The organism is Nocardioides sp. IC4_145, from assembly GCF_011250565.1.
GTDB lineage: Bacteria > Actinomycetota > Actinomycetes > Propionibacteriales > Nocardioidaceae > Nocardioides.
The window spans coordinates 1-26,633 of the sequence record NZ_JAANMS010000030.1; the positions used below are offsets into that span (position 1 = coordinate 1).

General features: G+C 75.0%; 25 protein-coding genes. 7 read left to right on the forward strand and 18 right to left on the reverse strand.

The features are described 5' to 3' along the window. Both G6553_RS13260 and G6553_RS13265 read left to right on the forward strand, forming a co-directional pair. Positions 1-623: hypothetical protein (locus G6553_RS13260; protein ID WP_166193604.1), on the forward strand; the 623-nt coding region annotated here is incomplete at its 5' end. Beyond that, on the forward strand, positions 620-3,319 hold the full coding sequence (locus tag G6553_RS13265) for a stealth conserved region 3 domain-containing protein (RefSeq protein ID WP_166193607.1): 2,700 nt from the start codon (positions 620-622) through the stop codon (positions 3,317-3,319). The genes G6553_RS13260 and G6553_RS13265, both read left to right, overlap by 4 nt. Positions 3,320-3,373: 54 nt before the next feature. Here the strand turns inward: G6553_RS13265 and G6553_RS13270 are convergent, their stop codons facing one another. Further along, positions 3,374-4,366, reverse strand: a complete 993-nt coding sequence (locus G6553_RS13270) for a hypothetical protein (RefSeq protein ID WP_166193610.1) — start codon at positions 4,364-4,366, stop codon at positions 3,374-3,376. Between the two features lie 57 nt (positions 4,367-4,423). On the opposite strand from G6553_RS13270, the gene G6553_RS13275 reads away from it, so the two are divergent. Continuing rightward, positions 4,424-4,774: a hypothetical protein gene (locus G6553_RS13275; RefSeq protein ID WP_166193613.1), complete on the forward strand. Its 351-nt coding sequence runs from the start codon at positions 4,424-4,426 to the stop codon at positions 4,772-4,774. A 15-nt stretch (positions 4,775-4,789) separates the two neighbouring features. Here the strand turns inward: G6553_RS13275 and G6553_RS13280 are convergent, their stop codons facing one another. Genes G6553_RS13280 through G6553_RS13300 form a run of 5 tightly spaced genes read right to left on the reverse strand, consistent with a single transcriptional unit; the run spans position 4,790 to position 9,241 of the window. Next, the gene (locus G6553_RS13280; RefSeq protein ID WP_347565697.1) at positions 4,790-5,275 is read right to left on the reverse strand and encodes a DinB family protein; all 486 of its coding nucleotides are present in this window, start codon (positions 5,273-5,275) and stop codon (positions 4,790-4,792) included. Beyond that, positions 5,272-6,360, reverse strand: a complete 1,089-nt coding sequence (locus tag G6553_RS13285) for a DNA polymerase domain-containing protein (RefSeq protein ID WP_166193616.1) — start codon at positions 6,358-6,360, stop codon at positions 5,272-5,274. The genes G6553_RS13280 and G6553_RS13285 overlap by 4 nt, the downstream gene beginning before the upstream one ends. Positions 6,361-6,378: 18 nt before the next feature. After that, on the reverse strand, positions 6,379-6,849 hold the full coding sequence (locus tag G6553_RS13290; RefSeq protein WP_166193619.1) for a hypothetical protein: 471 nt from the start codon (positions 6,847-6,849) through the stop codon (positions 6,379-6,381). After that, positions 6,849-8,102, reverse strand: a complete 1,254-nt coding sequence (locus G6553_RS13295; RefSeq protein ID WP_166193622.1) for an acyl-CoA desaturase — start codon at positions 8,100-8,102, stop codon at positions 6,849-6,851. The genes G6553_RS13290 and G6553_RS13295 overlap by 1 nt, the downstream gene beginning before the upstream one ends. 38 nt (positions 8,103-8,140) lie before the next feature. Continuing rightward, on the reverse strand, positions 8,141-9,241 hold the full coding sequence (locus G6553_RS13300; RefSeq protein ID WP_207619751.1) for a ferredoxin reductase: 1,101 nt from the start codon (positions 9,239-9,241) through the stop codon (positions 8,141-8,143). Between the two features lie 118 nt (positions 9,242-9,359). Between G6553_RS13300 and msrB the strand changes: the two genes are divergently transcribed. Next, a complete protein-coding gene (msrB, locus tag G6553_RS13305; protein WP_166193625.1) occupies positions 9,360-9,776 on the forward strand; it encodes a peptide-methionine (R)-S-oxide reductase MsrB in 417 nt (138 codons plus the stop codon). A gap of 4 nt (positions 9,777-9,780) precedes the next feature. Here msrB and G6553_RS13310 read toward each other — a convergent pair whose 3' ends face one another. Next, positions 9,781-10,944: a helix-turn-helix transcriptional regulator gene (locus G6553_RS13310; RefSeq protein ID WP_166193629.1), complete on the reverse strand. Its 1,164-nt coding sequence runs from the start codon at positions 10,942-10,944 to the stop codon at positions 9,781-9,783. A gap of 138 nt (positions 10,945-11,082) precedes the next feature. On the opposite strand from G6553_RS13310, the gene G6553_RS20720 reads away from it, so the two are divergent. Next, positions 11,083-13,614, forward strand: coding sequence for a PIG-L family deacetylase (locus G6553_RS20720; RefSeq protein WP_207619752.1), 2,532 nt, complete (start codon positions 11,083-11,085; stop codon positions 13,612-13,614). A 78-nt stretch (positions 13,615-13,692) separates the two neighbouring features. Here the strand turns inward: G6553_RS20720 and G6553_RS13325 are convergent, their stop codons facing one another. The 11 genes from G6553_RS13325 to G6553_RS13375 form a co-directional block, all read right to left on the reverse strand. Next, the gene (locus tag G6553_RS13325; protein WP_166193632.1) at positions 13,693-14,340 is read right to left on the reverse strand and encodes a hypothetical protein; all 648 of its coding nucleotides are present in this window, start codon (positions 14,338-14,340) and stop codon (positions 13,693-13,695) included. 64 nt (positions 14,341-14,404) lie between these two features. After that, positions 14,405-14,830, reverse strand: coding sequence for an STAS domain-containing protein (locus G6553_RS13330; protein ID WP_166193636.1), 426 nt, complete (start codon positions 14,828-14,830; stop codon positions 14,405-14,407). A gap of 138 nt (positions 14,831-14,968) precedes the next feature. Continuing rightward, positions 14,969-15,712 carry a hydrogen peroxide-dependent heme synthase gene (hemQ, locus tag G6553_RS13335; RefSeq protein ID WP_166193639.1) on the reverse strand — a complete coding sequence of 248 codons (744 nt, stop codon included), beginning with the start codon at positions 15,710-15,712 and terminating at the stop codon, positions 14,969-14,971. A gap of 218 nt (positions 15,713-15,930) precedes the next feature. Then, positions 15,931-16,608 (reverse strand): response regulator transcription factor, encoded by a 678-nt coding sequence (locus tag G6553_RS13340; protein WP_347565698.1) that lies wholly within the window; start codon positions 16,606-16,608, stop codon positions 15,931-15,933. After that, a complete protein-coding gene (locus tag G6553_RS22190; protein ID WP_166193642.1) occupies positions 16,605-18,680 on the reverse strand; it encodes a GAF domain-containing sensor histidine kinase in 2,076 nt (691 codons plus the stop codon). The genes G6553_RS13340 and G6553_RS22190 overlap by 4 nt, the downstream gene beginning before the upstream one ends. 62 nt (positions 18,681-18,742) lie before the next feature. After that, positions 18,743-19,486 carry a hypothetical protein gene (locus G6553_RS13350; protein ID WP_166193645.1) on the reverse strand — a complete coding sequence of 248 codons (744 nt, stop codon included), beginning with the start codon at positions 19,484-19,486 and terminating at the stop codon, positions 18,743-18,745. Between the two features lie 94 nt (positions 19,487-19,580). Continuing rightward, positions 19,581-20,960 (reverse strand): protoporphyrinogen oxidase, encoded by a 1,380-nt coding sequence (gene hemG, locus G6553_RS13355; RefSeq protein ID WP_347565699.1) that lies wholly within the window; start codon positions 20,958-20,960, stop codon positions 19,581-19,583. Positions 20,961-20,983: 23 nt separating this feature from the next. After that, complete coding sequence (locus G6553_RS13360; protein WP_207619753.1) at positions 20,984-21,529, reverse strand: flavin reductase family protein; 546 nt, start codon at positions 21,527-21,529, stop codon at positions 20,984-20,986. Next, positions 21,526-22,029, reverse strand: a complete 504-nt coding sequence (locus G6553_RS13365) for an NAD(P)H-dependent oxidoreductase (protein WP_166193648.1) — start codon at positions 22,027-22,029, stop codon at positions 21,526-21,528. The genes G6553_RS13360 and G6553_RS13365 overlap by 4 nt, the downstream gene beginning before the upstream one ends. Then, the gene (locus tag G6553_RS13370; protein ID WP_166193651.1) at positions 22,026-23,183 is read right to left on the reverse strand and encodes an LLM class flavin-dependent oxidoreductase; all 1,158 of its coding nucleotides are present in this window, start codon (positions 23,181-23,183) and stop codon (positions 22,026-22,028) included. The genes G6553_RS13365 and G6553_RS13370 overlap by 4 nt, the downstream gene beginning before the upstream one ends. A 41-nt stretch (positions 23,184-23,224) precedes the next feature. After that, a complete protein-coding gene (locus G6553_RS13375) occupies positions 23,225-24,469 on the reverse strand; it encodes an SfnB family sulfur acquisition oxidoreductase (RefSeq protein WP_166193654.1) in 1,245 nt (414 codons plus the stop codon). A gap of 265 nt (positions 24,470-24,734) precedes the next feature. On the opposite strand from G6553_RS13375, the gene G6553_RS13380 reads away from it, so the two are divergent. Together G6553_RS13380 and G6553_RS13385 are read left to right on the forward strand one after the other, a co-directional pair. Beyond that, the gene (locus tag G6553_RS13380) at positions 24,735-25,685 is read left to right on the forward strand and encodes a LysR family transcriptional regulator (protein WP_166193657.1); all 951 of its coding nucleotides are present in this window, start codon (positions 24,735-24,737) and stop codon (positions 25,683-25,685) included. Further along, a complete protein-coding gene (locus tag G6553_RS13385; protein ID WP_166193660.1) occupies positions 25,682-26,602 on the forward strand; it encodes a DUF4349 domain-containing protein in 921 nt (306 codons plus the stop codon). The genes G6553_RS13380 and G6553_RS13385 overlap by 4 nt, the downstream gene beginning before the upstream one ends. The last annotated feature ends 31 nt before the right edge of the window (positions 26,603-26,633 follow it).

A 26,633-nucleotide genomic window follows, 5' to 3' on the forward strand; every position in this document is an offset into this window, starting at 1 on the left:
TGCCCGGCGCCGAGGACGCGACGTACGACGCCGTGCTGGTCGGACCGGGCGGCCGCTCCCCGAAGCCGGTGTGGACGCCCCCGCTCGCCCAGGTCGGACCCGGCGAGGGCCCCACGCTGGTGCCGACCAGCCGGGACGGCTCGCTGCGCTTCGGGCTGGAGCGGGCCGACGACGGCACGCTGCGGCTGGTCCGCACGGTGGTCGCCGAGCCGCTGCCGCGCCTGGTGTCGGTCACCTCGACCCCGACCGGCGACGCGGTCGAGCTGCACGTGGCCGGCGCGGCCGGCAGCGAGCTGCACCTGCGCGCCGGCGGCCCGGAGGGCGAGGTCGTCACGACCGTGCCGATCCTCCAGGGGCGGGCCCGGCTGCACCGCGACGACGTGCCGCTCGACCGCGGCCGCAGGCTCGCCGTGACCGCCGGCACCGCCGCCGCGGCCCGACCGGTCGCCCGCGACGGCAACGACCTGCGGGAGGCGAACCCGGCCACGCTGCTGCCGCACCTCTACCTCGACGACGCCGACCGGCCGCTGTGGCGGCTGGTGTGGACGCCCGACCGGACGCTCGGCGTGCGGGTGCCGCCGCGCGACACCGACCACCAGGCCCAGCAGGAGGACGACTCGTGAGGATCGCCTGGCTCGTCCTCAACCTCGACGGCATGGGCGGCACGTCGCGGTCGGCCATCACCCAGGCCAACGCGATGGCGCCGGACCACGACGTGACGCTGGTGAGCGTCACGCGCAGCGCGGACCGGCCGCACTACGACGTCGACGACCGGGTGGACGTCCGCTACCTCGTCGACGTCCGCGAGGACCGCGACCCGGCCGTCTCCCCCGTCCCCGGCGTCCCGCCGCGGGTCGCGCAGGGCCTCGCCGGTCGGGAGTCGGTGCTGGTGCCGGCCCGCTGGGACGGCCAGTTCTCCGCGCTGACCGACGTGGCGATGGAGGCCGCGCTGCCGGCGCTCGACGTCGACGTCCTGGTCACCGTCACGCCCGCGCTGCTGGCGTCGGCCGTCCAGCTGCTGCCCGACGCGGTGACGGTCGTCCACCAGGAGCACCGCTCGTCCTCCGACCGCACCTCCGGCCTCGAGCCGCTGCTGACCTACGCGCCCCGCGCCGACGTGGTCGCGCTGCTGACCCCGACGGTCGAGACCTGGCTGCGCGAGCGGCTCGGCGACGTCGCGCCCGAGACCGTCGTCGTCCCCAACCCGTTGCCGATCGGCTTCGTCCCGCGCTCCCGGCTGGACCGCAAGGTGATCACCGCCGCGGGCCGGCTGGTGCAGGAGAAGCAGTTCCCGAAGCTGGTCGCGGCCTTCGGCCAGGTGGCCGATCGCCTGCCCGGCTGGCGGCTGCGGATCTGCGGCGAGGGCCCGCAGCGCGCGGAGATCATGCGCCAGGTGCGCAAGGACGGGCTGTGGGACCGGGTCGAGCTGCCCGGGGCCGTGCCGGACATGCGCGGCGAGTGGGCGAAGGCCTCGATCAGCGCGCTGACCTCGCGCGCCGAGGGCTTCCCGCTCGTCGTCCAGGAGGCGATGGCCGCCGGCGTGCCGGTCGCGAGCTTCGACTGCGCCTCCGGCCCGCGCGAGATCATCGAGCACGAGGTCTCCGGCCTGCTCGTCGGCCCGGAGTCGGTCGCCGGCATGGCCGCCGCGCTGCTCCGCCTGGCCACCGACGACGACCTGCGCCAGCGGCTGGGCGAGGGCGCCCACCGCGCCGCCCGGCAGTACGACGCGCAGGCGCTCGCCGAGCGCTGGCTCGGGATCTTCGCCGACGCCCGTGCGCGCCGGGCCGGCCGCGGCCGGCTGGAGTCCCGCGCGCTCGCCACGCCGCCGCGCCGCCCACGGCCGGTCGTGACCGACCCGGCCGAGGTCTCCGGCGTGACGCCCCTGGAGGCGCGCCGCACCGCGCTGCGGCTGGCCGTCGAGGCGGCCCGCGCCGCCAGCGACGCCTGGTTCGTCGTGCCGCGCGACGGGGCCACCCCGCCGACCGTGGTGGTGCCGATGTCGGCCCGTCGCGACGTCCTCGACCACCTCGCCGCCGCCGGCGTCCCGGCGTACCTCTCCCTGCGCGACCCGGCCCAGCACGGCTGGCACGAGCGGCGCGGACCCGTCGGCGACCTCGCCCGCGACCTGCGCCGCGGGATGACCACCTCCGTCGCGCTCGAGCCGTGGCCGGCCGATCCCGGCACCGGGCGGCCGGGGCTGCTCGCGCACGACGGCGGCGTGGAGGTGCAGTTCTGGGAGTCGACGGTCGACGGCGACCTGGTCGCCCCGCGCCGCAACCGCTGGGTGCAGCTCGTCCCGCCGGGCACCGACCTCGTCGACCACGAGGTCGAGGGCGTGCCGGTGCGGACGCTGGCGCTGATGGCCGAGCCGACCTTCGACGAGGTCCGCTTCCCCGTCGACGTCGTCTACACCTGGGTCGACGGCGACGACCCGGTCTGGAACGACGCCCGCGCCGCGCGGCTCGCGCAGGTCACCGGCACGGCCACCACCCGCGAGGCCAGCGGGCGGGCCCGCTTCGTGCCGCGCGACGAGCTGAAGCACTCCATGCGCAGCGTGCACCTCTTCGCGCCGTGGGTGCGCCACATCCACCTCGTCACGGCCGGTCAGCGGCCCGACTGGCTCGCCGACCACCCGCAGGTCACCGTCGTCGACCACCGCGAGATCCTGCCGGCCGACGCGCTGCCGACGTTCAGCTCGCACGCGATCGAGACCGGCCTGCACCGCATCCCGGGGCTGAGCGAGCAGTGGGTCTACTTCAACGACGACGTGTTCCTCGGCCGGCCCGTGCGGCCCGAGCAGCTGTTCGCGCCGGCCGGGCAGAACGCCGTCTTCCTCTCCACCACGACCGTCGGGCCGGACGACGCGCCCGGCGCGCCGGCGTACCTCCGTGCCGCGTGGAACAACCGTCGGCTCCTCCGCGACGCCTTCGGCGTCACCACCACCAGCACGCTCGCGCACACGCCGCACCCGCACCGGGTCTCGGTGCTCGCCGAGATCGCCGACCGGTTCGCCGACGAGGTCGACCGGACCGCCCGCGCGCCGTTCCGCTCCGAGACCGACGTGTCGCTGCTCAGCTCGCTCGCGCAGCACTACGGCCTCGCGACGGGCACGGCGTACGTCGGGTCGGCGGAGCACGCGTTCGTCAACGTCAGCAACAGCGACGTCGAGTGGCAGCTGCAGCGGCTGCTGGAGCGCGGGCAGGACTTCTTCTGCCTCGGCGACCACCACGACCACGCGGTGACCGCGGCCCGGCTCGACGCGCTGCTGGCCGACTTCTACGCGGAGTACTACCCCGTCGCCGCGCCCTGGGAGCGCTAGCCGGTCAGCCCCGCTCAGCCGCGCTCAGCCCCGCTCAGCCCCGCTCAGCCCCGCTCAGCCCTGGGGCGCCTGCAGCGCCTTCAGCTCGGCGCGCAGCTTCTCGATCCGCTCGTTCTTGGTCGCGAGCCGATCCTTGAGCTGGCGGCGGACGGCGGCGACCTGCGCCTGGGTCTCGTCGGAGGCCATCGCCGCGGCCTCGTCGTACATCGCGGCGTACTCCGCCTGCAGCCCGGCCAGCTCCGCCACCGCCGCCTCGTCGTGCGGGGAGGTGACCAGGGTGCCCATCGCGGCCCACGTCCGGTCGGCGAGCGAGCGCAGCGTGGGCGAGACCGTGATGTCGTCCCAGGTCACCTGCGAGCGGTTGAGGCGGACGTCGACGAAGTCGTCAACCGGGTGCGGACCAGTCAGCGCGCCGGCGTAGGTGACGCCGAGCTGGTCGCCGGCGCGGGTCATCGCGGTGCGCCAGTCGGAGACGAGGTCGGCGTACGGCACGAACGCCCGACGGTGCGCCCGCGTGGCCTGCTCGGTGAGGAACGCGGCGTTGACCCAGGCGGCGACGTTCGCGGTCTCGCGCTGGCGGCGGAAGGAGTCCGACTGCGAGGTGAGGTACGCCGTGTCGCGCGAGCGCACGACCTCGGTCGGGTGGCGGAGCATGGTCAGCGTCGACACCTCGACACCGAGTGCGCCCGCGACCCGCAGCCACAGGTCGTGCACCCAGAACTCCCGCGGGTCCTTGACGACCACCTGCGGCTCGCCGAGCGCGACGACGCCGGCCAGCCACTCGAGCAGCTCCGCCTCGGCCTCGGGCGTGACCGCCGCAGCCGCGACCTCGGCCGCGGTCGGCCGGGTGTCGATCGTGCGGACCGGGACCGGGTTGAGCAGTCGCTTGTGGAACTCCGTCACCCACAGCGGCTCGTAGTAGCCGCGCGGGTTCGACTCGTCGGCCTCGACCTCCGGCTGGGGCACGTGCAGCCCGAGCCGTTTGAGGGTGCCGGCGACGCTGCTGGTGCCGCTGCGGCCGGAGCCGGTGACGATGACGAGCTTCACGGGCGCCGAGGCTACGCGACTCTCCGCCCCGCTCCGGGCTCAGTAGGCTGCGCGACCGTGAGAGCGATGGGTGCCGACTTCCTCCCCGTGGCGCCGGCCGTGGGGTCCGTGCAGCACGAGGGCCGGGCGACGGTCTGGGCCGAGCGGCCCGACGGGAGCCGGGCGGTGCTGCGCGTGCGGTTCGAGGACGCGTCGGCCGCGGCGGTCGTCCACGAGCTCGACCTGCTGCTCCCCGTCGAGGAGGCGGCCGGCTCGGACCGCCGGCGGCTGCTGCTCATCGGCTCCCGCGAGCCGGACGTCCGCGCCTACGTCCGCCGCCTGGCCGACCAGGACTGGCGCGAGGTGGCCCGCGCGGTCCCCGCCGGCGCCGGCTACGCGCTCAGCCTCGTGGAGAGTGCCGCGGGCTGACCCCCGTCGAACCGGTCAGGCCCTCCGGGCGCGCAGCTGCTCGACGAGGATGTCGCCGTGGCCGGCGTGCCTCGCGAGCTCCGCGACCAGGTGCGCCAGCACGAAGCGCAGGCTCACCGGCCCCTGGTGCCAGGGGTACTCCTCGTCGAGCTCGTGCTCCGCGGCGATCGTCCGCGAGCGGTCGCACGCGTCGGCGTACCCCGCTCGCACCGACGCGACCGTGTCGTCGTCGGTGAGCACGAAGCTCTCGTCCACGGTGTCCGGGATGCCCAGCTCGGCGCGCGGGACGCCCGCGACCCGGCTGTGGAACCACACCTGCTCGACGAACGTCGCGTGCTTGACCAGCCCCAGCACGGTGGTCAGCGACGGCACCAGGCGCACCCGGGCCTCCTCCTCGGTGAGGTCGTCGAGCAGGCCCGCGACCGCAGCCCGTTGCCGGTCGACCATCGCCTCGAGCAGCGCCCGTTCGCCGGCGACCGTCGGGCCGCGCTCGGCGGTCACCGCGTGTCCTCGACCCGGTTGCCGTCCTCGTCCCAGTGCGAGGCGACCTTCTTGCTCGGCTGCACGCGCGGCGGCTCGCCGGGCATCTTGGGGTAGTCGGGCGGGAAGTTCAGCTCGCCGCCGGGCAGCTCCTCCCACAGCCGCAGCAGCGGCTCGAGGGAGCACGCCACCTCGTCCATGTCGGCCCACGGGTCGCCGTCGGCGAGCCGGTCCGGGACGGTGAAGAGGTTGTACGCGTGCGGGTCGGTGAGCTCGGCGAGCTCCGCCCACGTGACCGGGGTGGAGACCGGCGCGCCGGGGATCGGCCGCAGGGAGTACGCCGAGGCGATGGTGCGGTCGCGGTTGTTCTGGTTGTAGTCCACGAAGATCCGCTCGCCCCGCTCCTCCTTCCACCACTCGACCGTGACCCCGTCGTCGCGGCGGGCCAGCTCGCGCCCGAAGCCGATCGCGGCGTGCCGCAGGTCGGTGAACTCCCACCGCGGCTCGATCCGCACGTAGATGTGCACCCCGCGGTTGCCCGACGTCTTCGGGTAGCCGCGCAGACCGAGCTCCTCGAGCAGCTCCCGGGCGACGCCGGCCACGCGGACGGCGTCGGCGAAGGACGTCCCGGGCTGCGGGTCGAGGTCGATGCGGAGCTCGTCGGGGTGGTCCACGTCGTGGCGCCGCACCGGCCACGGGTGGAAGGTGAGCGCCCCCATCTGGGCGCACCACACCGGCACCGCGATCTCGGTCGGGCAGATCTCCTCGGCGGTCCGGCCGGACGGGAAGGTGATCTCGACGCTCTCGAGGTAGTCGGGCGCGCCCTTGGGCACGCGCTTCTGGTAGAACGCGTCGGCCTTCTCGCCGGGCCGCCCGGTCGCGAGCTTGATGCCCGGGTGCACGCCGGCGGGCCAGCGCTCGAGCGCGGTGGGCCGGTCGCGCAGCGCGCGCATCAGCCCGTCGCCGACCGACGCGACGTACTCGGCCACCATCAGCTTGGTGACCTCGGGCGTGCTGTCCGTCGCCGGGTAGATCACCCGGTCCGGGCTCGTCACCCGGACCTCGCGGTCCCCTGCCACGACCGTCGCCGCCGCTGCCTTCGCCATGGCGACACGCTAGCGGGGTCAGCGCCGGGCGGGCGTGACCTCCGTGAGCGCGGAGCTCGGCTGGAACGTCGGCCGCTTGTCGAGGTCGTCACGCCCCGGCCGGACGAACTCGAAGCTCGCGGTCGTCGCCAGCACCCACTCCGCCGGCGGCGCGTCGAGGCCGAGCACCTCCTCGGCGACCGAGGAGTACGCCGCCACCAGCCCCTCCGCGCAGGCCAGGTGCGCCGGAGGCAGGTGGAAGGCGAGCCGGTCGACCTCCGAGCGGGTGCCGACGAACGCCAGCGGACGGCCGAGGCTGGCGCCGCAGACCCCGCAGACGCGGCTGAGCGCGCACTGGGTCACCCGCCGCTTGTCCAGCCCGCGGGCCGACAGCACGCTGCCGGCCGGCCGGTCGCCGTACCCGACGTCGGTGCCGGCGGCGAACGGCACCGGCACCCCCAGCTCGGGGTCGGTCGGCAGCTCGGCGAACTCCCGGGGTGCGGGGTCCATCAGTCGTGGCTCCTCTCCCGGGGCGAGCGGGTCCAGGCACCGAGCTCGGCGCGGCGCGGTTGGCGCTCGGCGTCGGACTTGCGGCGCCGGTCGCGCGACGGCTCGTTCGCGGTGTCGGAGCGCTCCGGCGGGGCCGGGTCGTTGCTCGTGGTCCAGCTGTTCGGCACCGAGAGCTTGATGATCGTCCGCAGCGCCTGGCCGTACTGCCGGTGCAGGGGGCCGGTCGTGTACGGGATGTCGTACTTCTCGCACAGCGCGCGGACCTTGACCGAGATCTCGGCGTACCGGTTGCTCGGCAGGTCCGGGAAGAGGTGGTGCTCGATCTGGAAGCCCAGGTTGCCGCTCATGATGTGCAGCAGCGGGCCGCCCTTGAAGTTCGCGGCACCGAGGATCTGGCGCAGGTACCACTCCGAGCGGGTCTCGTCCTCGAGCTCCTCCTCGGTGAAGTGCATCGCGCCGTCGGGGAAGTGGCCGCAGAAGATGATCACGTAGGACCACAGGTTGCGGCTGAGGTTGGCGGTCGCGTTGGCGACGGCGACCTGCTTCCACCGCGGGCCGGACAGCGCCGGGTAGACGACGTAGTCCTTGAGCACCTGGTTGCGGCCCTTGCGGAAGATCTGCTTGAGCTGCCGCTTCATCTCCTTGGGGTCCTTCTCGCCCTTGCGGATCCGCTCGAGGTCGAGGTCGTGGAGGGCGACGCCCCACTGGAAGAGCGTGGCGAGCATGGCGTTGTAGACCGGCTGGCCCAGGTAGTACGGGTGCCACTTCTGCTCGCGCGCCATCCGGAGGATGCCGTAGCCGATGTCGTTGTCGTGGCCCAGGACGTTGGTGAACTGGTGGTGGATGTAGTTGTGCGAGTGCTTCCACTGCTCGGCCGGCTGCGCGGTGTCCCACTCCCAGTTCGAGGAGTGGATCTCGGGGTCGTTCATCCAGTCCCACTGGCCGTGCATGACGTTGTGGCCGATCTCCATGTTCTCGAGGATCTTGGCCAGGCCGAGGAAGGTCGCGCCCGCGACGAGAGCGGGCTTCTCCACCTTCGGCGCGAAGCGGCCGCCCCACGTGCCGGCGAGCATCGTGACCCGGCCGGCGGTCGCGAGGCCGCGCTGGATCTTGATCATCCGGTTGATGTACGCCACGTCGGCGGCGCCGCGCGAGTCCTCGATCTCCTGCCGGATCGCGTCGAGCTCGCGCCCGATCTGCTCCACCTCTTCCTCGCTGAGGTGGGTGTACTCCTTGACGTCCGCGATGGCCACGGGGCCTCCAGTGCTGGTGTCGGTCGTGCGGTGGTGGATCAGATGTCGAGCGTGCAGTCGCCGACGGCGGCGGTGACGCAGGTCTGCACGGGCTCGTTGGGCTGGCCGAACTCGTCGCCGCTGCGCAGGTCGCGGACCGTGCCCTCGACGAGCGTGAGCGTGCAGGTGTGGCAGATGCCCATCCGGCAGCCGTAGGGCATGCCGACACCCGCCTCCTCGCCGGCCTCGAGGACCGTCGTGGCGCCGTCGACCTCGATCGACTTGCCGGAGTTGCGGAACGTGATCGTGCCGCCCTCGCCGCCCTGGTCGCCGAGCTTGAGCTGGAAGCGCTCGAGGTGGAGCTGCTCCTCGAGCCCCTCCTTCTCGAAGTGCTCGCTGATCGCGTCGAGCATCGGCCCCGGCCCGCAGGCCCAGGTCTCGCGCTCGCGCCAGTCCGGGCAGATGCCGTCGAGCCCCTTCTCGGGGTGCTCGAGCTCGAGCATGCCGTCGGTGTCGGTGTGCAGCTGGTGCAGCGTGAGCCGGTCGTGCTTCTCGGCGAGCGCCTCGAGCTCCTCGCGGAAGATCATCCGGTCGGGGGTCGGCGAGGAGTAGTGCATGACCACGTCGGGCGCCTCGGGGCCGTCGAGGGTGCCGCGGCGGTCGAGGGTGCGCAGCATCGACATGACCGGCGTGACGCCGCTGCCAGCGACGAGGAACAGCATCCGCGGCGGCGGCGGGTCCGGCAGGGTGAAGTCGCCCTCGGGCAGCGCCAGTCGCAGGATCGTGCCGGGCTCGAGGCCGTTGACCAGGTGCGACGAGAGCTTGCCCTCGGGCATCGCCCGCACGGTGATCGAGATGGTCCGGCCCTTGCGCTGGGGCTCGGAGGAGACCGAGTACGACCGCCACTGGAACTTGCCGTCCACCTGGATCCCGATGCCGACGTACTGCCCCGGGCGGTGCCGGTAGCGCCAGCCCCAGCCGGGACGGATCACCAGCGTGGCGGCGTCCTCGGTCTCCGGGACCACCTTCTCGACGCGGCCGCGCAGCTCACGGGAGGTCCACAGCGGGTTGAGGAACCGGAGGTAGTCGTCCGGGTCGAGCGGTGTCGTGAGCGTGTGGCCCGCCTTGCGGACCCGCTCCCACGGGATCGTCGCTGCCATGCCGCCCCCCATACCCACGTGATGTCGGTCGCACGCCCCAGTGAACACATGTCCTCTAGACCGGTCAACCGGTCGTCCACGACGGATCCGCGCTGGTCCCGCGCCGTAGGCTGGAGACATGGGTTACCAGGTCGAGAAGTCGGACGCGGAGTGGCGCGAGCAGCTGTCCCCCGAGGAGTACGCCGTGCTGCGCCAGGCGGGCACCGAGCGCGCCTTCACCGGTGAGTACAACGACACCGAGACCACCGGCGTCTACCGGTGCCGCGCCTGCCAGGCCGCGCTCTTCGAGTCCGACACCAAGTTCCACTCCGGCTGCGGTTGGCCGTCGTTCTACCAGCCGATGACCGACACGATCGAGTACATCGAGGACAACTCGCACGGCATGAAGCGGGTCGAGGTCCGCTGCGCCTCCTGCGGCTCCCACCTCGGCCACGTCTTCCCCGACGGCTACGGCACCCCGACCGGCGACCGGTACTGCATCAACTCGCTCAGCCTGACCCTCGAGCCGGCCCAGCAGACCACCCACCAGGCCTGACGGGTCAGCTGCCGAACCAGCCCGCGGGGCCGAGCTCGGAGCCCATCCGCGGCACGTACTGGTCGAAGTAGATCCGCGCGATCAGCTCGCGCCGCGACCGCACGTCGGCCTTGTCGAAGACCGACTTCAGGTGGTCCTGCACGGTGTAGGTCGAGACGTGCAGGGTCGCTGCGATCTCCTTCGTGTCGACGCCCTGGAGCACCAGCTGGGTGACGTCCCGCTCGCGCTGGGTCAGCCCGAAGGCGGCCACCACCAGCGCGACGATCTCCGGAGGCCGAGCCTCCTCGATCGTGACCACGACGTCGCCGGCACGGTCGCCGAAGGACGTCAGCGGGGAGGCGTGCAGGACCAGCCACATCCCGCTGGCGCCGCGCACCCGGCACCGCGGCGGGGTGAGGGTCTCGCCGCGGGCGTAGCGCCGGGCCGCCCCGACGAGCCCGGCCACCGGGCTGAGCGGGTCGCCCGCGGCCGGTGAGGTCGCGATCAGGTCCGCGATCCGCTGCTCGGCGCCGACGCTCATCTGCGAGATCGCGTCGTCCGCGCCGACGATGAGCACCGCCGGGCCGGTGGGTCCGACGGGAGCCGGCGCCGTCCCCGAGGGTGAGGCCGCGACCGGGGCGTCGACCAGCCGCGTGAGCAGCCCGGTGCGCACGCCGCGCGCGAACGCCGCGGAGACGCCGGCGAGGAACTCGATCTCGGCCGCGTCGAAGGGCCGGTCGCCGTCCCCGCGGAACAGCGCCATCCCACCCCAGACCTCGCGGCCGTCGCGGAAGACGAGGCGGGCCTCGTCGGTGAAGCCGAAGTGCGGCACCATGAACGAGCTCATCCGCCCCGACCGCTCGACCTCGCCGCCGGTCACCTGGTGGACGCCGGCCGCCGCCGTACGGGTCGTGGCGAGCTCGGTGAACGCGGTCGGCTCGACCGTGCCGTACTCGATGAGGCCGAACTCGTGGTCGCGGGAGTTCATCGACCGGAGGTCGCCGTACTTCCGCGCGCTGGTCAGCAGGTGCGTGCCGGGGTCGTGGGTGGCCAGGCAGGCGCTGACCCACGGGACGGCCCGACCGACCGACTCGACGGCCTCCTCGAGGAACGTCTCGAGGTCCAGCCCGGCCCGGGACACGACGTCGACGTCCTGACGGACGCGCTCGGCGGTCAGACCTCGGGCCATGCCTGAGAGTGTGCGCGCCGGCTCCGCCCGGCGACATCCCACATTTGTGGGTGGTCCGGACCACCAGGTCGTCGGGCACGGAAGTCCCCGGTGCACCGGGATGGTCCGCGCCCCTCCCCCGGCCCCAGCGTGGTCGCCATGACCACTCCCGCCGCAACCCGGCACGCGACCACCCGGCACGCGACCATCCGCCACACCGCCACGCCGGTCGACGAGGCCGGCCGCCTGCTGCACGCCGAGGACCCGGCCGCCCAGCTGGCCCTGGCCCTGGCCCGGCTCGAGGCCTACCTCGGCCGCACCGGTCGCGCCCCGGCCGACCTCGCCTCGGTGACCGTCCGCACCACCGACCCGACCGCCGTCGACGGCGTCCTCGACGTGCTCACCGAGCGCCTCGAGGCCACCGACGCCGCGCCGTACGTCGCCGTGCGGGCCGTCCGCGAGCTGGACCGGCCCGGGATGCTCGTCGCGCTCGACGCCACGACCCGCCCGCGGCTGCTCGTGGTGGTGGCCCACCCCGACGACGAGGCGTTCGGCTGCGGCTCGGTCCTGGCCAGCGCCAGCGCGGCCGGTGCCCGCACGACCGTCGTCTGCGCCACCCGGGGCGAGCTCGGCGAGCCGGCCCCCGGCAGCGGGCTGGCCCGCGCCGACCTGCCGGCCGCCCGCGAGCAGGAGCTCCGCGACGCCTGTGCCCTGCTCGGCGTGGAGCGGGTCGAGGTGCTCGGCTACCGCGACTCCGGCGTCGAGGGCCCACCCGCGCCCGGGTCGCTCGCCGCGGCCACCGCCGCCGACCCGACCGAGCTGCGCGACCGGGTCGCCGCCCTCTACGACGAGCTCCGCCCCGACGTCGTGGTCACGCTCGACGCGAGCGACGGGCACCGCGACCACGCGGCCGTCCGCGACGCGGTCCTCGCGGCGCTGGGCACGGCGGCGCACCGACCCGGCGCGACGTACCTCTCCTGCCTCGCGCGCTCGCTGATGGCCGTCTTCGCCGGCGCCGACCCGCGCACGACCGCGCTGGGCACGCCCGACGCCGACATCACGACGTACGTCGACATCGAGGACCTCCTCGACCTGCGGTGGCAGGCGATCCGGACCCACGCGTCGCAGGTCCCACCGTTCGACGCGATGGACAAGGAGCTGCAGCACGGCTTCCTCGCTGTCGACCGGCTGCGCCGCGTCGACCCGCCCTGGCCGGGCGGGAGCCCCGAGACCACCTGGCTCCCCTACAGCGGGATGCCGGAGGACACCGATCGAACCACTCACGAAGGAACGCGCATGACCCTCACCACCCCGCCCACCACCGACCCCGCGGCGATCCTGCGGGCCTCCCTCGGGGCGTCCGGCTGCGAGCTGCACCTGCCCGGCGACCCCGGGTACGACGCCGCGCGGACGCCCTGGAACCTCGCCGCGCAGCAGCGGCCCGCCGCCGTGGCCGTGCCCCGCTCGGTCCCGGAGGTCCAGGCCGTCGTCGTGGCCGCCGCGGCCGCCGGCCTGCGCGTCGCGCCGCAGAGCACCGGCCACGGGGCGGCCGCCCTGGCCGAGACGTCCCTGGGCGACACCGTCGTCCTGCGGCTCTCCGAGCTCACCGGCGTCACCGTCGACCCGGTCGCCCGCACCGCGCGGGTCGTCGGCGGCACGCTGTGGCGAGACGTCGCCGCGGCGGCGGCCGAGCACGGCCTGGCCGCGCTCCACGGCAGCGCGGGCGACGTCGCGGTCGCGGGCTACGCGCTCGGCGGCGGGCTGTCGTTCTACGGCCGGCGGCACGGGCTCGCCGCGAGCAGCATCACCGCCGTCGAGGTCGTCCTCGCCGACGGCTCGCTGGTGCGGGCCAGCGCGGAGGAACAGCCCGAGCTGTTCTGGGCGGTCCGGGGCGGCGGCGGCAACCTCGGCGCGGTCGTCGCGCTCGAGCTGTCCCTCCTCGAGCAGCCCGACGTGTTCGCCGGCATGCTGCTGTGGGACCGCGAGCGTGCGCCCGAGGTGGTGCGCGCCTGGGTCGACTGGACCCGCTCGGTCCCGGAGTCGGTGACGACCTCGCTGCGGGTCATGAGCTTCCCGCCGCTGCCGGAGCTGCCGCCGTTCCTCTCGGGGCGCGACCTGGTCGTCGTCGACGGCGCCGTGCTCGAGGACGACGAGCGCGCCGCGGAGCTGCTGGCCCCGCTGCGGGCGCTCGCCCCGGAGCTGGACACCTTCGGCCGGATCCCGGCGCCGGCGCTGCTCGGCGTGCACATGGACCCGCCCGGGCCGACCCCGGCGGTCTCGGAGCACGCGGTGCTCGACGCCCTGCCGGACGCCGCCGTCGACGCACTGCTCGGGTCGGTCGGGCCGGGGACGCGGACCGGCCTGCTGTTCGCCGAGCTCCGCCACCTCGGCGGGGCGCTCGGCCGGCCGGCGGTCGGCGGCGGGGCGCTGGCGTCCCTGCCGGGCGAGTACGCCCTGCTCTGCCTCGCGATGGCGCCGACCCCCGCGGCGGCCGAGGCGGGGTACGCCGCGGCTCGGTCGGTCGTCGCCGCGTTGGCCCCGTGGTCCAGCGACCGGACGGTGCTCAACTTCGCCGAGCGGCGGGTCGCGGACACCGCCACGGCGTACGAGCCCGGCGTCCGCGACCGCCTCCGGGCGGTGCGTGCCGCGGTCGACCCGACCGGGATGTTCCGCGCCAACCACGAGGTCTGACCCGGCCCTCCTCACACCCGCCTCGTGCTGCCCAGCGAGCGCTCCGGCGCACGCTGGGCAGCACGAGGCCGTGAGGGGTCAGGCGTCGGCGAGCAGCGAGCGGACGACCACCACACCGGCGCCGTGGGTCTCGTCGGCCCAGGCCTGCAGCGAGCCGTCGTCGTACGTCACGTCGACGCTGACGCGGCCGTCGCCGACGTACGCACCCTGAGCCCCGGGGAGGTCCTGGACGTCGGCCTGGACCGCCGCCAGCTCCTTCTCGGACAGGTCCCGCGCCGGGGCGGGCAGCGGCGGCTCGGGGTCGGCCGCGGCGGCGTCGTAGAGGACGGCTGGCACGGCGTCGACGACGGTGAGCGCGGTGCCGTCCCAGGTGCCGCTGACGGCGAACATCCCCCACCGCACCTTCCCGGATCGCTCGTGGACGCCCTGCATCGCGCGCCAGTCCCAGCCGAGGAGGGCGGGCCCGTCGCACTGCGGCGGCCACGACTCCAGGACCGGGCCGAGGCACAGCCGGGGCCGGCCGTCCCCGGTGTCGAGCACGGTCGCGAGGTCGCGCGTGCGCACGCGGCCGTCCGCTGCCGGGACGGCGTCGGGCCGGGGCGCGGCGGCGGCCGCCGGGGTCGTGGCCGCCGGGTCCGCCGCGGTGGCCGGCGCCTCGTCGGAGCCGCAGGCGACCAGGGCGAGCAGGGGCGCGGCCAACAGCAGCGCGAGCATGGTGGTCCTCATGCCGCTACGACGCCGGCCGTGGCTCCGCGGTTCCGGGTGATCCGGACCGCCCGGGTCCCAGGGCTCAGGAGCCGAGCAGGCGCAGCGGCTGCCGGGAATGCAGCGGGTGCTCGTGGCGGCGGGACGGCCATCGGCGGTGGACCGGCCGGCTGCGGCGTCGGGCGGGCAGGTCCCACCCGAGGGCGGCCTCGGAGCGGGTGAGCGCCGCGACCCGGCGCACCACGCGGCTGGGCGCCACCACGGCGCACGCCAACCCGGCAGCACGCACGGCCCGGCGCACCGCCACGATCGTGGCCAACCCGCACGCGTCGACGAAGGTCACCTCGCCGAGGTCGACGACCACGTCGCGCCCGGAGGCGACGGCAGCGAGCGCCGCGCGGCGTACCGCCGCCACCTCGGCGAGGTCCACCTCGCCGGCCAGCCGCAGCACGGTGTGCCGCGGCAGTGTCTCGACCGCGACGTCCAGCCCGATCCTGATCCCCTCGCCCATGCCCGGCGCAACGAACAGGCCGGAGCCCCGACACGGGTCCCCGGCGCGAATGGTCCGATCGCCGACCGGAACCCCCCGACCGGGCCAGCCCGGGAGGGTGAGGCGGTCGGGGTGGCCCGGGCGGTCAGAGCGTGGCGGTCAGGGCAGGCGCTGGACCAGCTCGGCGACCGGCACGAGGGCGCCGGTGTAGAACGGCACCTCCTCGCGCACGTGGCGTCGGGCGTCGGAGGCGCGCAGGTGCCGCATCAGGTCGACGATGCGGTGGAGCTCGTCGGCCTCGAACGCGAGCATCCACTCGTAGTCGCCGAGCGCGAAGCTCGCGACGGTGTTGGCCCGCACGTCGACGTAGTCGCGCGCCATCTTGCCGTGCTCGGCGAGCATGCGGCGGCGCTCGCCGTCGTCGAGGAGGTACCACTCGTAGGACCGCACGAACGGGTAGACGCAGACGTGCTGCTTGGGCTCCTCGTCGTTGAGGAAGGCCGGCACGTGGCTCTTGTTGAACTCCGCCGGGCGGTGCAGCGCCATCTGGCTCCACACCGGCTCGAGGCGGGAGCCGAAGGCGGTGCGACGGAAGCGGTGGTACGCCGCCTGGAGCTGCTGCGAGTCGACCGCGTGCCACCAGACCATGACGTCGGCATCGGCGCGCAGGCCGCTCACGTCGTACACCCCGCGCACCACCACGTCGGCCTCCGCGAGCTCGGCGAAGAGCCGCTCGACCTCGGCGCCCTCGGCGGCGCGGTCCGCCCCGCCGTCGACCGGGCCGAGCACGTCGCGGAGCCGGAAGACCGACCACATCGTGTAGCGGATGGAGTCGTTGATCTCGCGGACCCGGGCGGCGTTCGACTTCGTGTCAGGGGCGGTCTCGGCGGTGGACTCGGTCATGGCCCCCATTGTGCCGCGACGCCCGCCCGGACCGGCCGCCGGTCGCTGTCGGCCTGCTCACCCCGCGAGGCGGGCCGGGCCGGGTCGGGCCGGGTCGGCTCGGCTCGGGCGTCGACGATCGTTCAATTGCGCGGTTTCAGCGCCTCGACCGGCCGGAACAGCGACAGTTCCGCGCAATTGCGCGGTTGTCGCCGTCGCCGTCGCCCACGACCGCCGATTCAGCCGCGGCCGTACCCGGCCTCGCGCGCCTTGACGATCGCCTCGGCGCGCCCGGCGGCGTGGAGCTTGGCGTAGATGGCCGAGACGGTGTTGCGCACGGTCTTGCCGGAGACGTAGAGCTCGGCGGCGATCGCGTCGTTGGAGCGGCCGGCCGCGAGCATCTCGAGCACGGTCCGCTCGCGGTCGGTGAGGTCGGGGAACGGGTCGTCGGCGGCGCGGGCGGCCGGGGCGGCGGCGCCGGCGAAGTACGACGCCACGCGACCGGCCAGGCTGGCGCCGAAGACCATCCCGCCGGTCGCCGCGGCGCGCACGGCGTTGTGCACCTCCTCGGCGCCCGACCCCTTGAGCAGGTAGCCGCTCGCGCCCGCGCGCATCGCGGCCAGGACGGTCTCGTCGTCCTCGTTCATCGTCAGCATCACCACGCGGGTGCCGGCGTGCCGCCCGGTGATGAACCGGGTCGCCTCGATGCCGTCGAGCTCGGGCATCTGGATGTCCATGACGACCACGTCCGGGGTCGTCTCCCCCACCACGTGCAGCGCCTCGCGGCCGTCGGCGGCCGAGCCGACCACCTCGATGCCGTCGAGCGCGTCGAGCAGCGCGACGAGCCCGTCGCGCACGATCTGGTGGTCGTCGACGACCACCACTCGGATGGCCGGCGACGCGCTGGGACCGCTCACGGTGTGCTCCTCAGGGGCAGGGTGGCCCGGACGACGGTGCCGCCGCCGGGTGGGCAGGTGACCTCGGTGGTGCCGCCGAGCTCGGCGGCCCGCTCGCGCAGCGACACCAGCCCGACCCCGGCCTGCACGCCGGCCGGGACGCCGACGCCGTCGTCGGCGACCTCGACGACCAGCGCGCGGTCGGTGCGCGTCAGCCGGATGTCGCACCGCGAGGCGCGGGCGTGGCGGACGACGTTGGTGAGGGCCTCGCCGGCGATGCGGTACGCCGCGACCTCGACCGCCGCGGGGAGCGGGCCCAACCCGCCGGCCGGCCCGTCCGCCGGCTCGGTGACCACCTCGGTGGCCACCGACGCCGCGTCGGCCTGCTGGCGCAGCGCGCCGACGAGGCCGCGGTCGTCGAGGGCGGGCGGTCGCAGGTCGTGCACCAGGCGGCGTACGTCGGCGACCACGTCCTGGACCAGGGCGCTGGTGGCGGCGATCTGCTCGCGGGCGCCGTCCGGGTCGCGCTCGACCGAGAGCCGGGCCGACTCGAGACGGAAGACCACGCCGCTCAGCGACGGGCCGAGACCGTCGTGCAGGTCGCGGCGGATCCGGCGGCGCTCCTCCTCGCGGGCCACGACGAGGCGCTCGCGGCTCTCCTGGAGCTCCTCGGCCAGCCGACTGGTGCGCGCGGCTGTCGCGGCCTGGCGGACCAGGTCGCCGAGCAGCTGCTCGTCGCGGCGGGTGAGCCGGCTGCGCAGACCGCGGGCGGGCAGGACGAGCCGGCCGACCTCGGCGTCGCGGTAGGTGATCGGCAGGGTCCGCGTCTCGGCGGGCCGCGGGCCGTGGGTCGCCTCGACCCGCTCGCCGCCGGGGCGGTCGACCTCGACGCTGACGTACCGCACGCCGAACGCCGCGGCGACGGCCTCCGCGACCGCGGCGAGCTGCTCGGGCCCCTCGTCCGCGGTCTCGAGGGTGGAGGCGAGACCGGCCACGACGTCGTACGGGTCGTCGCGGCGGCCGAGCACGAGCCGGCGCGCCAGCGACTGCAGGCGCAGGCGGAGCGGGCCGTAGAGCAGCACCGTCAGCAGCAGCACGACGCCGACGACCTCGCGCTGGGCGAGCGCGTCGCCGAGCACCCGGGTGAGCGCGGTGACCGCGAGCAGGTCGACGACGAGGAGGGCGGTCCACAGGCCGCCGTACGCCAGGGTCCGGCCGAGCAGCGCGTCGACGTCGACCGCGCGTGGGGCGACGACGGCCACGGTCATCGCGGCGGGCAGGAGACAGACGACGAGGAAGAAGACGAACGGCTCGGCCGCGCCGACGTCGAGCAGCACGGTGGCGAGCACCAGGAGGACGACCGCGACCACGCCCCACAGCAGCCACCGCATCCGGTCGCGCTCGAGGCCGGTGGCCCGGCGGTGGCGCACGACGACGGTCGCGACCGGGACGAGGAGGGCGACCAGGGAGGTGGTGCCGGCCAGGGCCAGGAGCGGGCCGGCGGCGTCGCCGAGCGGGAGTGTGGTCGGGTCCGGGTCGGTGCCGACCGGGAGCCGGCCGCGGTCGTCGAAGCCCTCGGAGGGGGCGACGACGTACGCCAGCGAGCCCAGCAGCAGGACGCCGAGCGACACCTTGCCGGCCGTGCCCCAGCGGCCCGGCAGGAAGCGGCCGGTCGGGAAGAGCAGCGCCACCACCGCGACCGTCACCGGCAGCAACGAGGTGAAGCGGAGCAGGAACCACGCCGTGAACGTCATCAGCGGCAGCGGCTCGTCGCTGTCCAGGCCGGTGCGGAACCACGCCTCGGAGATGCCGTCGAGGGTCCAGAACACCCCCGACCACGCGAGCGCCCAGCCGAGCCCCTGGCGCCGGTCGGAGGAGAGCACGACGGCGGCGAGCGAGGCCAGGACGAGGCCGGTCAGGCCGGTGCTCCAGCCGGGCCCCGGCGCGAGGCCGTCGCCGGGGATCTGCGCCGGCAGCCGCGACTCGAGCCAGACGGCCAGGCCGACGCCCGCGGCACACAGCACCGGCAGGGCCAGCACGGGCACGTCGACGGCGCGTCGACGTGCGGCCGTGCGCGCCGCGACCTGGTCCACGGGGACAGTGTGCTGCCGGCCCGGCCCGCGTGGGGCCGAACCGGCAGCGTCGGAGGTGGTGGTCACGCGGTCCGGTACGCCTTGTCGCCCAGCGCGAAGCCGAGCGCGGTGACGAGCAGCCAGACCGGGCCGACCATGCCGGCGACGTACTGCAGCGGCGAGATGCCGGCGAGCAGCGTCAGCCCGCCGAGCACGAGCCCGACGCGGCCGACCCAGCGCGGCACGGCGCCGGCGCGGCCGGCCAGGTGCAGGGCGAGCCCGGCGAGGCCGGCCAGGACCCAGCACCACGGGACGGTGCCGATGAAGTGGCCGTACATCACGACGTTGCTGTCGACGAGCACGTCCTGGTGCGGCAGCCCGAAGAGGAACTCGGTGTCGAGGCTGGTGCCGATGACCTGCACGACGGCCGTGCCGGCGAGGCCCGCGAAGGCTGCCGTCGGCAGCAGGCTGTCGCCGCCGAGCCGGTGCCGCAGGCGGCGGAGCAGGCCCGCGGCGAAGACCACGAGCAGGACCGCGCTGACCAGGGCGAAGGTGTGGAAGACGAAGGCCGCCTCGGTCTGCGTCGCGAGCTTGTCGGCGATCGCGCCGGCGTCGCCCTGGATGTCGGGGTCGTAGACGGCGTCGACGATGCCCGAGGAGGCGATCGCGCCGATGCCGGCCAGGCCGGCGCCGACGCCGGCCAGGGCCCAGTGGCGTGAGGGACGGGCGTCGCCGTCGTGGGTGCTGCTGTCGGAGGTGCGGTCCGCACGGGTGTGCTCGTCGGCGAGGTCGGTGCGGGCCGGGTTGGTGATGGTGGTGGTCGTCATGCCGAGGAGGTTCGCGGGCCGGGTGTCCCGCCGCCCAGGGACAACCGGGCAGACCCTGTCCCGTCGTCCGGCCGGCCGTGGGGACGGTCCTGGATCAGCCCAGCTCGCGCACCGCTCGGTGCGCGGAGGCGACGACGGCCGGGATGCCGACGCCGTCGTACGTCGCCCCGCAGACCGCCAGCCCAGGGACCGCGTCGAGGGCGGAGCGGACACGGGCGACCCGGTCGAGGTGGCCGAGCGCGTACTGCGGCAGCCCGCCGCCCCACCGCTGCACGTGCACGTCGACCGGCCGGGCGGCCAGCCCGGTGGCGTCGGCGAGGTCGGCCAGCGACCAGGCGACCAGCTCGTCGTCGGTGGCCTGGAGCGCGACCTCGTCGCCGTGCCGGCCCAGCGAGGTGCGCAGGTGCACGACGCCCTCCGTGGCGCCGGCCGCGCGGACCCAGTCCCACTTGGCGAACGAGAACGTCGACGCCTTCACCCGTCGCCCCTCCACCGGCGGCACGAGGAAGCCCGACGACGCCGCGCCGACCACCGGGCCGGCGTCCTCCACCCGGTAGGCCAGGGTCACGACCACCACCGACGCGGTCTCCACGCCGGCGAGCTCGGCGGCCGCGACAGGCGCCACGTCGGCGAGCAGCCGGGCGGTCGGCGCGGCGGGCGTGGCGAGGACGACCGCGTCGGCCTCGACCAGCTCCGGGGCGGTGGTCGGTCCGCAGGTGAGCGTGAACCCGCCGCCGGGCCGGTGCGCCAGCCCGCGGACGGTCACCCCGAGCCGCACCGGCAGCCCGGCCGCGAGTGCCTCCGGCAGCCGGCCCATGCCGCCGGGGACGCCGGCGAAGACGGGTGAGTCGTACGTCGTCGGCAGGGCCGCCGCCTGCTCGAGGAGCGAGCCGCGGGCGGCGTACGCCACCAGCTGGGGGACGGCCGCGCGAGCCGAGATCGCGCGCGCGCGACCGGCGTACACCCCGCCCAGCAGCGGCTCCACCAGCCGGTCGGTGACCTCGGGCCCGAACCGACGGTCGACCAGGTCGCCGACCGACACGTCGCCCTCGAGCGCCTCCGGCTCCTCGGGCCCGAGCGCCGGCTCGGCGCGCACCCGGGCGAGTCCCTCGTCGCTGAGCACGCCGGACGCCGCGAGCTGGTCGAGGTCGAGCGGCACGCCCATCAGCGACCGCGGCAGGGGGCGGAGCCCGCCGCGGGTCCAGATCCGCGAGGAGGTCAGCGCCGGGTGCTCGACGTCGAGCCCGGCGGCGCGGGCGAGGTCGACCCCCTCCGGGCGGCGGTTGAGCATCGCCTCGGCGCCGACGTCGACGGCGACCCCGGCGACCTCGTGCCGCCGGATCTTGCCGCCGACGACGTCCGAGGCCTCGAGCACGACGACCTCGTCACCCGCGGCGACGAGGTCGCGGGCAGCGGTGAGGCCGGCGATCCCGGCTCCCACCACGACGGTCCGGCGGCGCTGCTGGTCGGTCACCCGACCAGCCTCCCACTGCACCCTCAGGCAGACGCCTCCAGCCGGCCGAAGCCGGAGCGGTGGAAGACCAGCGGCAGGGAGGTGTCGCCCCCCAGGTCCGCCGACTCGACCGCGTGCAGGCGCAGCAGCACCAGCGTGTGGTCGCCGGCGACGACCTCGTCGTGGATCGAGCAGTCGAACCGGGCCAGGCCCTCGTCGAGCAGCACCGCACCGTCCTCGGTGGTGCGCAGGCCGATCCCGTCGAAGCGCTGCTGGACCGGACCCGCGAGCTGCCGGCAGACCGTGCCCTGGTGGGAGGCGAGGATCGTGACGCCGAGGTGGGTGGCGCGACGCAGCGTCGGCCAGGTCTTGGAGGTGTTCGCGACCGAGAACGACACCAGCGGCGGGTCGAGGCTGACCGAGGTGAACGAGCTCGCGGCCAGGCCGACCGGCTCCCCGTCGACCTCGGCGGCGACGGCCACGACGCCGGTCGGGAAGATCCCGAAGGCCTCGCGCAGCCGGCGGGGGTCGAGGTCCTGGTTGGTGGTCAGCGTGGTCACGGTGGCGAGCGGGTCGGGTGTGACGGTCATGCGGGGACTCCTGTCCGGGAGAGGGCGGCGGCGACCCGGGGGCGGGCCTCGGCCAGCCACACGACGTACGCCGTGGGGTCGTCGTGGTCGGCGTCGAGCACGTAGAGCGCGCGGGTCGGGACGGTCGCCCCGATCTCGCCCAGCAGCGGCCGGAGGGCCAGCTCGGGGGCGAGCGCGTGGTGCGGGCCGGCGCCGAGCATCAGCGGCACGGCGACGCCGCGCAGGCCCGTGGCGGAGAACCGGTCGAGGAAGAGCTTGAGCAGACCGGTGTACGTCGCCTTGTAGGTCGGGCTCGCGACCACGACCAGGTCCGCGGCGCCGACCTCCTCGACCAAGCCGCGGACCTCCGGGTCCGACCAGTCGAGGAGCGCCGGCCCGAGGACCGCGAGGTCGACCACCAGGTCGGGCTCGGCGCCGGACAGCTCACGGGCGACGTACGTCGCTGCGGCCAGCGTGCGGGAGCCGGGCTTCGGGTTGCCGACGACGACGGCGACCTTCACGACGCGGCCCTGCTCCCGGTCGCGCCGAACGGCACGGCCGCGGGACCGGTGGCCGCCGGGGAGGGGTGCTGCCAGAGCCCGCGGCGGGCGAGCTCGGGCAGGACGCCCTCGCCGAACCAGTACGACTCCTCGAGGTGGGGGTAGCCGGAGAGGACGAACTCCTCGATGCCGACCGCGGCGTACTGCTCGACGAGGTCGGCGACCTCGCTGTGGCTGCCGACCATCGCGGTGCCCGCGCCGCCGCGGACCAGGCCGACGCCCGCCCAGAGGTTCGGATGGATCTCGAGGTCGTCCTTGCTGCCGCCGTTGAGCTCGAGCATCCGCTGCTGGCCCACCGACTCGCTGCGCCTGAGCCCCTCCTGCACCCGGGCGACCTGCTCGTCGTCGATGCCGGCGAGCAGGCGGTCGGCCTCGGTCCAGGCGGCGGCGGAGGTGTCGCGGGCGATGGTGTGCAGGCGGATGCCGAACCGCAGCTCGCGGCCCTCCTCCTTGGCCAGGCCCTTGATCCAGTCGACCTTCTCGGCCACGGCGGCGGGCGGCTCGCCCCAGGTGAGGTAGACGTCCGCGTGCTTCGCCGCGACCCGGCCGGCGGCCGGCGAGGAGCCCCCGAAGTAGATCTCGGGGAGCGGGTCGGGCCGCTGGGCGAGCGCGGCGTCCTCGACCGAGTGGTGCCTGCCGTCGAAGGTGACCGTCTCGCCGCGCCAGAGCGCGCGGACGATGTGGAGGAACTCGTCGCAGCGCTCGTAGCGGCCGTCCTTGTCCAGGAAGTCCCCGAACATCCGCTGCTCGTGGCTCTCCCCGCCGGTGACGACGTTGAGCAGCAGGCGGCCGCCGGAGAGGTTCTGGAACGTGCCGGCCATCTGCGCGGCGAGGAACGGCGCGGTCAGACCGGGCCGGAAGGCGACGAGGAACTTCAGCCGCTCCGAGAGGCTGCTCAGCATCGCCGTGGTGACCCACGCGTCCTCGCACCAGGCGCCGGTCGGGGTCAGCGCGGCTTCGAAGCCCAGCTGCTCGGCGCTGCGCGCGACCTGGCCGAGGTACGGCACGGTCGCGGGCCGGCCGGCGGCACCGGCGGACACGCCGTGCCCGCCGCCGACGACCTGGCGGCCGTCGCCGCCGTTGGTGGGCAGGAACCAGTGGAACCTCAAGGACATCTCGTCGCTCCTGTGGGTGGAGGGGTACGTCGGGTGGCGGGTCAGACCTGGCCGTGGTTGGGCGGGAACACCCCGTCCAGGGCGTGCCGGCCGAGGTGCTGGACCTTCCAGGCGGCCGGGTCGTGGAGCGTGTGGGTGCGCGCGTTGCGCCAGTGCCGGTGCAGGTTGAGCCCGTCGAGCGCCGACCGGGTGCCGGCGACCTCGAAGAGGCGGCTGGAGACGTCGACCGACGCCTGGGTGGTCGAGGCGCGGGCGGCGGCCACGGCGAGGCTCGCGAGGCCCGCGGACTCCTCGGTGAGGTCAGCGGTCGCGCGGTCGACGGCGCGGGCCGCCTCGGCCACGAGCGCCTCGCAGGCCCGGACCTGCACCTCCATCTCGCCGAAGGCGTGCACGACGAGCGGGTCGTCGGCGTGGCGGGACACCCCGGCGTCCGGGTAGGGCCGGGACCTGGTGGTCACGAACGCCGCCGCCTCGGTCAGCGCGGCGCGCGCGATGCCGGCGTCCAGCGCGGCGTGGAGCACCTGGGCGAAGGCGCCGTACACCTGGGGTCCCTCGAAGGTGAGGTGGTACGGCGTGATCCGGGCGTCGTCCACGGCGACGTCCTGCAGGCGGACGGTGCCGCTGGCGGTCGTGCGCTGGCCCATGCCGTCCCAGTCGTCGACGACGGTCACGCCGGGCGCGGCTCGCTCGACCCACGCGACGTGCATCGGGCCGTCGACGTCGAGGTGCGCCAGGACGGGGATCCAGTCGGCGAAGAGCGCGCCGGTGCTGTAGCCCTTCTCCCCGTTGAGCAACCAGCGGCCGTCGGGGGCGCGGGTCAGCGTCGTGCGGTGGTCGCGCACGTGCTTGGTGCCGACCTCCGACTGGGCGTTGCCGAACCGCTTGCCGGCCACCACCTCGCCGAAGAAGAACGCCTGCTGCGCCGGCGTGCCGCGGTGGCGCAGCGCGTTGACGTAGACGAAGTGGCTGTGCGGGATCTGCGCGATGCTCGGGTCCCCCACGGCCAGCAGGCGGAACACCTCGGCCACGACGGACGTGGGCAGGTCGGCGCCGCCGTGCTCGGCGGGCACCGTGATCGCGAGCAGGCCGGAGGAGGAGACGAGGTCGACCTCCTGGGCGGGCAGGACCCGCTCGGCGTCGCGCTCGGCGGCTCCGTCGGCGAGGCGGCGGCCGATCTTGGTGGCCACCTCCACCGCGGACGCGGCGTCCAGCACCGGCACGCGGCCGGCGCCGATCACCGCGAACGAGCCGGTCTCGGGGGCATCGGACGTGAGGAACGTCGACATGGTCGGTCCACCTCTCCTGCTGGGGGGCCTGGGTGCGGCCCCTCGACGCCGGGCGTCGGTCTTGATGGCTTATGTCGATCAGGTTGGTCTAGTTATTGGCCGAGTGCAAGCCGACCCGCCCTCCGGCTGCGAGGAAGCCGGGAGCGGGCGACAGGCGGCGCCTTGCACCGCTGCGCGCTCGCCCTGTCCGACTTCCGTCCGGGTCGCATTAAGTAGATATTGCTGATTGACTTTGCCAATCATCAGCTCACCCCGGAGGAGCACCGTGCGGATCGAACAGCTCGAGTACCTCGCCGCCGTCACCCAGCACGGCTCCCTGCGCCGCGCCAGCGAGCAGCTGCACATCTCCCAGCCGGCACTGTCGGAGGCGGTGACCAAGCTGGAGCGCGAGCTCGGCGTGACGCTCCTCGACCGGCGCCGCTCCGGCGCCCGGATCAGTCGTCAGGGCCGCGACCTGCTGCAGAACATGGTCGACGTGCTCGACGCGGTCGACCGGCTGCGACGGGCCGCCGGCGACCAGGCCACCGCGACCCGGCTGCTGCGGGTCGGGACCGTGAACGCCGCGACGTCCACGCTGCTCGTGCCCGCGCTCCGGCTCCTCCAGGACCACCACGCCGGCGCGACCGTCGAGGTCGTCGACGCCCAGCAGGCCGAGATCCACCAGGGCCTCGCCGAGGGCTCGCTCGACCTCGGCCTCGTCAACGTCCTGGCCGGCGACGACGCCCCGCCCGACCTGGTCGGCACCGCGCTCGTGCGCGGCCGACCCGTCGTGGTCCTGCCTGCCGATCACCCGCTGACCGCCCGCCCGGTGGTCACCGTCGACCAGCTGCGCGAGGAGCCGTTCGTCGCGATGCGGGCCGGCTACCTCATGCACCGCTTCGCGCACCGACTCTTCGGAGGCCGGCTGCCCGCCCGCTCCCACACGGCCGATGGCGCGGAGATGGGCAAGCTGATGGTGGCCGAGGGCCTCGGCGTCACCGTGCTGCCGGACTACAGCGTCGTCGGCGACCCGCTCCAGCGCACCGGGCTCCTCGCCTGCCGGCCCCTCGCGGGCGACGAGACCGCGGTGACCCTGGTGCTGCGCCACCGCGAGGGCCAGCTGCCCGGCCGGGTGGTCGACCTGCGCGCCGCGCTCGTCGAGGTGGCCCGCGGCCGGCGTACCTCCCCGACCGCAGGTGGAACCGTCATGGAGGTCGTCCCGTCCCAGACGGCATGACGCCCCGCACCCGCCTCGCTGCAGCCTCGCTCGTCGCCCTCGCGGCCCTCGGCTCCGCCTGCTCGACCGGCGCCTCCGACGGGGGTTCCTCTGCCGACACCTCCGCCGACACCTCCGCCGGCGGCTCGGTCGCGGACGCCCCGGCCGCGGAGTCGAGGCAGGACGCGCTCGCCTTCTCCGACGAGGCCGACGGGGCCGTGCCCATCACGGCCGCTTCGGTGGACACCGACCGCAAGGTCATCTCGACCGGCAACGTCGCGCTCCGCGCCGAGGACGTCGGCGAGGCCCGTGCGGAGGTGCAGGAGGTGGTCGACCGGTACGACGGCGAGGTCGCCGAGGAGAACACCGGCACCGACGACGACGGCGACGTCGCTCGGTCGCGGCTCGTCCTGCGCGTGCCGACGGCACGCTTCGACGAGGCGGTCGAGTCGCTGACGGGGGTCGCCGACCTCGTCGACGCCAGCACCACCAGCGAGGACGTCACCACCAAGGTCCTCGACGTCGACATCCGCGTGCGCGTGCAGCGGCGCAGCATCCGCCGCATCGAGCTCCTCCTCGACCGGGCCGAGTCGATCCGCGACATCGTCGCCATCGAGGCGCAGCTCTCCCGCCGCCAGGCCGACCTCGCCTCCCTCGAGAAGCAGCAGGACCACCTCGCCGACCAGACCGCCCAGTCGACGATCACCGTCTCCATCGCCCGGACCCGCGAGGGGCAGGAGGCCGAGCCGGAGGCCGACGACGCCGGCTTCCTCACCGGCCTGGCCAGCGGCTGGGACGGTCTGGTCACCACCGCCGTCGCCGCCGCCACCGTCCTTGGCGCCGTCCTCCCCTTCGCCGCCGTCGCCCTCCTCCTCGGCCTTCCCGCCTGGGCGCTCCTCAGGCGGCTCCGCCGCCGCCCCGCCGTCCCGGCTGAGTGAACGGGTCGGCCACGAACGCCGCGCGGCCCGG

Bases quoted from the DNA above. Each gene is read 5' to 3' on its own strand.
- G6553_RS13285 (WP_166193616.1), bottom strand. From the start codon at position 6,360: ATGGCGAAGGCAGCGGCGGCGACGGTCGTGGCAGGGGACCGCGAGGTC.
- G6553_RS20720 (WP_207619752.1), top strand. From the start codon at position 11,083: ATGACCACTCCCGCCGCAACCCGGCACGCGACCACCCGGCACGCGACC.
- G6553_RS13385 (WP_166193660.1), top strand. From the start codon at position 25,682: ATGACGCCCCGCACCCGCCTCGCTGCAGCCTCGCTCGTCGCCCTCGCG.
- G6553_RS13310 (WP_166193629.1), bottom strand. From the start codon at position 10,944: ATGGCCCGAGGTCTGACCGCCGAGCGCGTCCGTCAGGACGTCGACGTC.
- G6553_RS13375 (WP_166193654.1), bottom strand. From the start codon at position 24,469: ATGTCGACGTTCCTCACGTCCGATGCCCCCGAGACCGGCTCGTTCGCG.
- G6553_RS13325 (WP_166193632.1), bottom strand. From the start codon at position 14,340: ATGAGGACCACCATGCTCGCGCTGCTGTTGGCCGCGCCCCTGCTCGCC.
- G6553_RS13300 (WP_207619751.1), bottom strand. From the start codon at position 9,241: ATGGCAGCGACGATCCCGTGGGAGCGGGTCCGCAAGGCGGGCCACACG.
- msrB (WP_166193625.1), top strand. From the start codon at position 9,360: ATGGGTTACCAGGTCGAGAAGTCGGACGCGGAGTGGCGCGAGCAGCTG.
- G6553_RS13350 (WP_166193645.1), bottom strand. From the start codon at position 19,486: ATGACGACCACCACCATCACCAACCCGGCCCGCACCGACCTCGCCGAC.
- G6553_RS13330 (WP_166193636.1), bottom strand. From the start codon at position 14,830: ATGGGCGAGGGGATCAGGATCGGGCTGGACGTCGCGGTCGAGACACTG.
- G6553_RS13360 (WP_207619753.1), bottom strand. From the start codon at position 21,529: ATGACCGTCACACCCGACCCGCTCGCCACCGTGACCACGCTGACCACC.
- hemQ (WP_166193639.1), bottom strand. From the start codon at position 15,712: ATGACCGAGTCCACCGCCGAGACCGCCCCTGACACGAAGTCGAACGCC.
- G6553_RS13370 (WP_166193651.1), bottom strand. From the start codon at position 23,183: ATGTCCTTGAGGTTCCACTGGTTCCTGCCCACCAACGGCGGCGACGGC.
- G6553_RS13290 (WP_166193619.1), bottom strand. From the start codon at position 6,849: ATGGACCCCGCACCCCGGGAGTTCGCCGAGCTGCCGACCGACCCCGAG.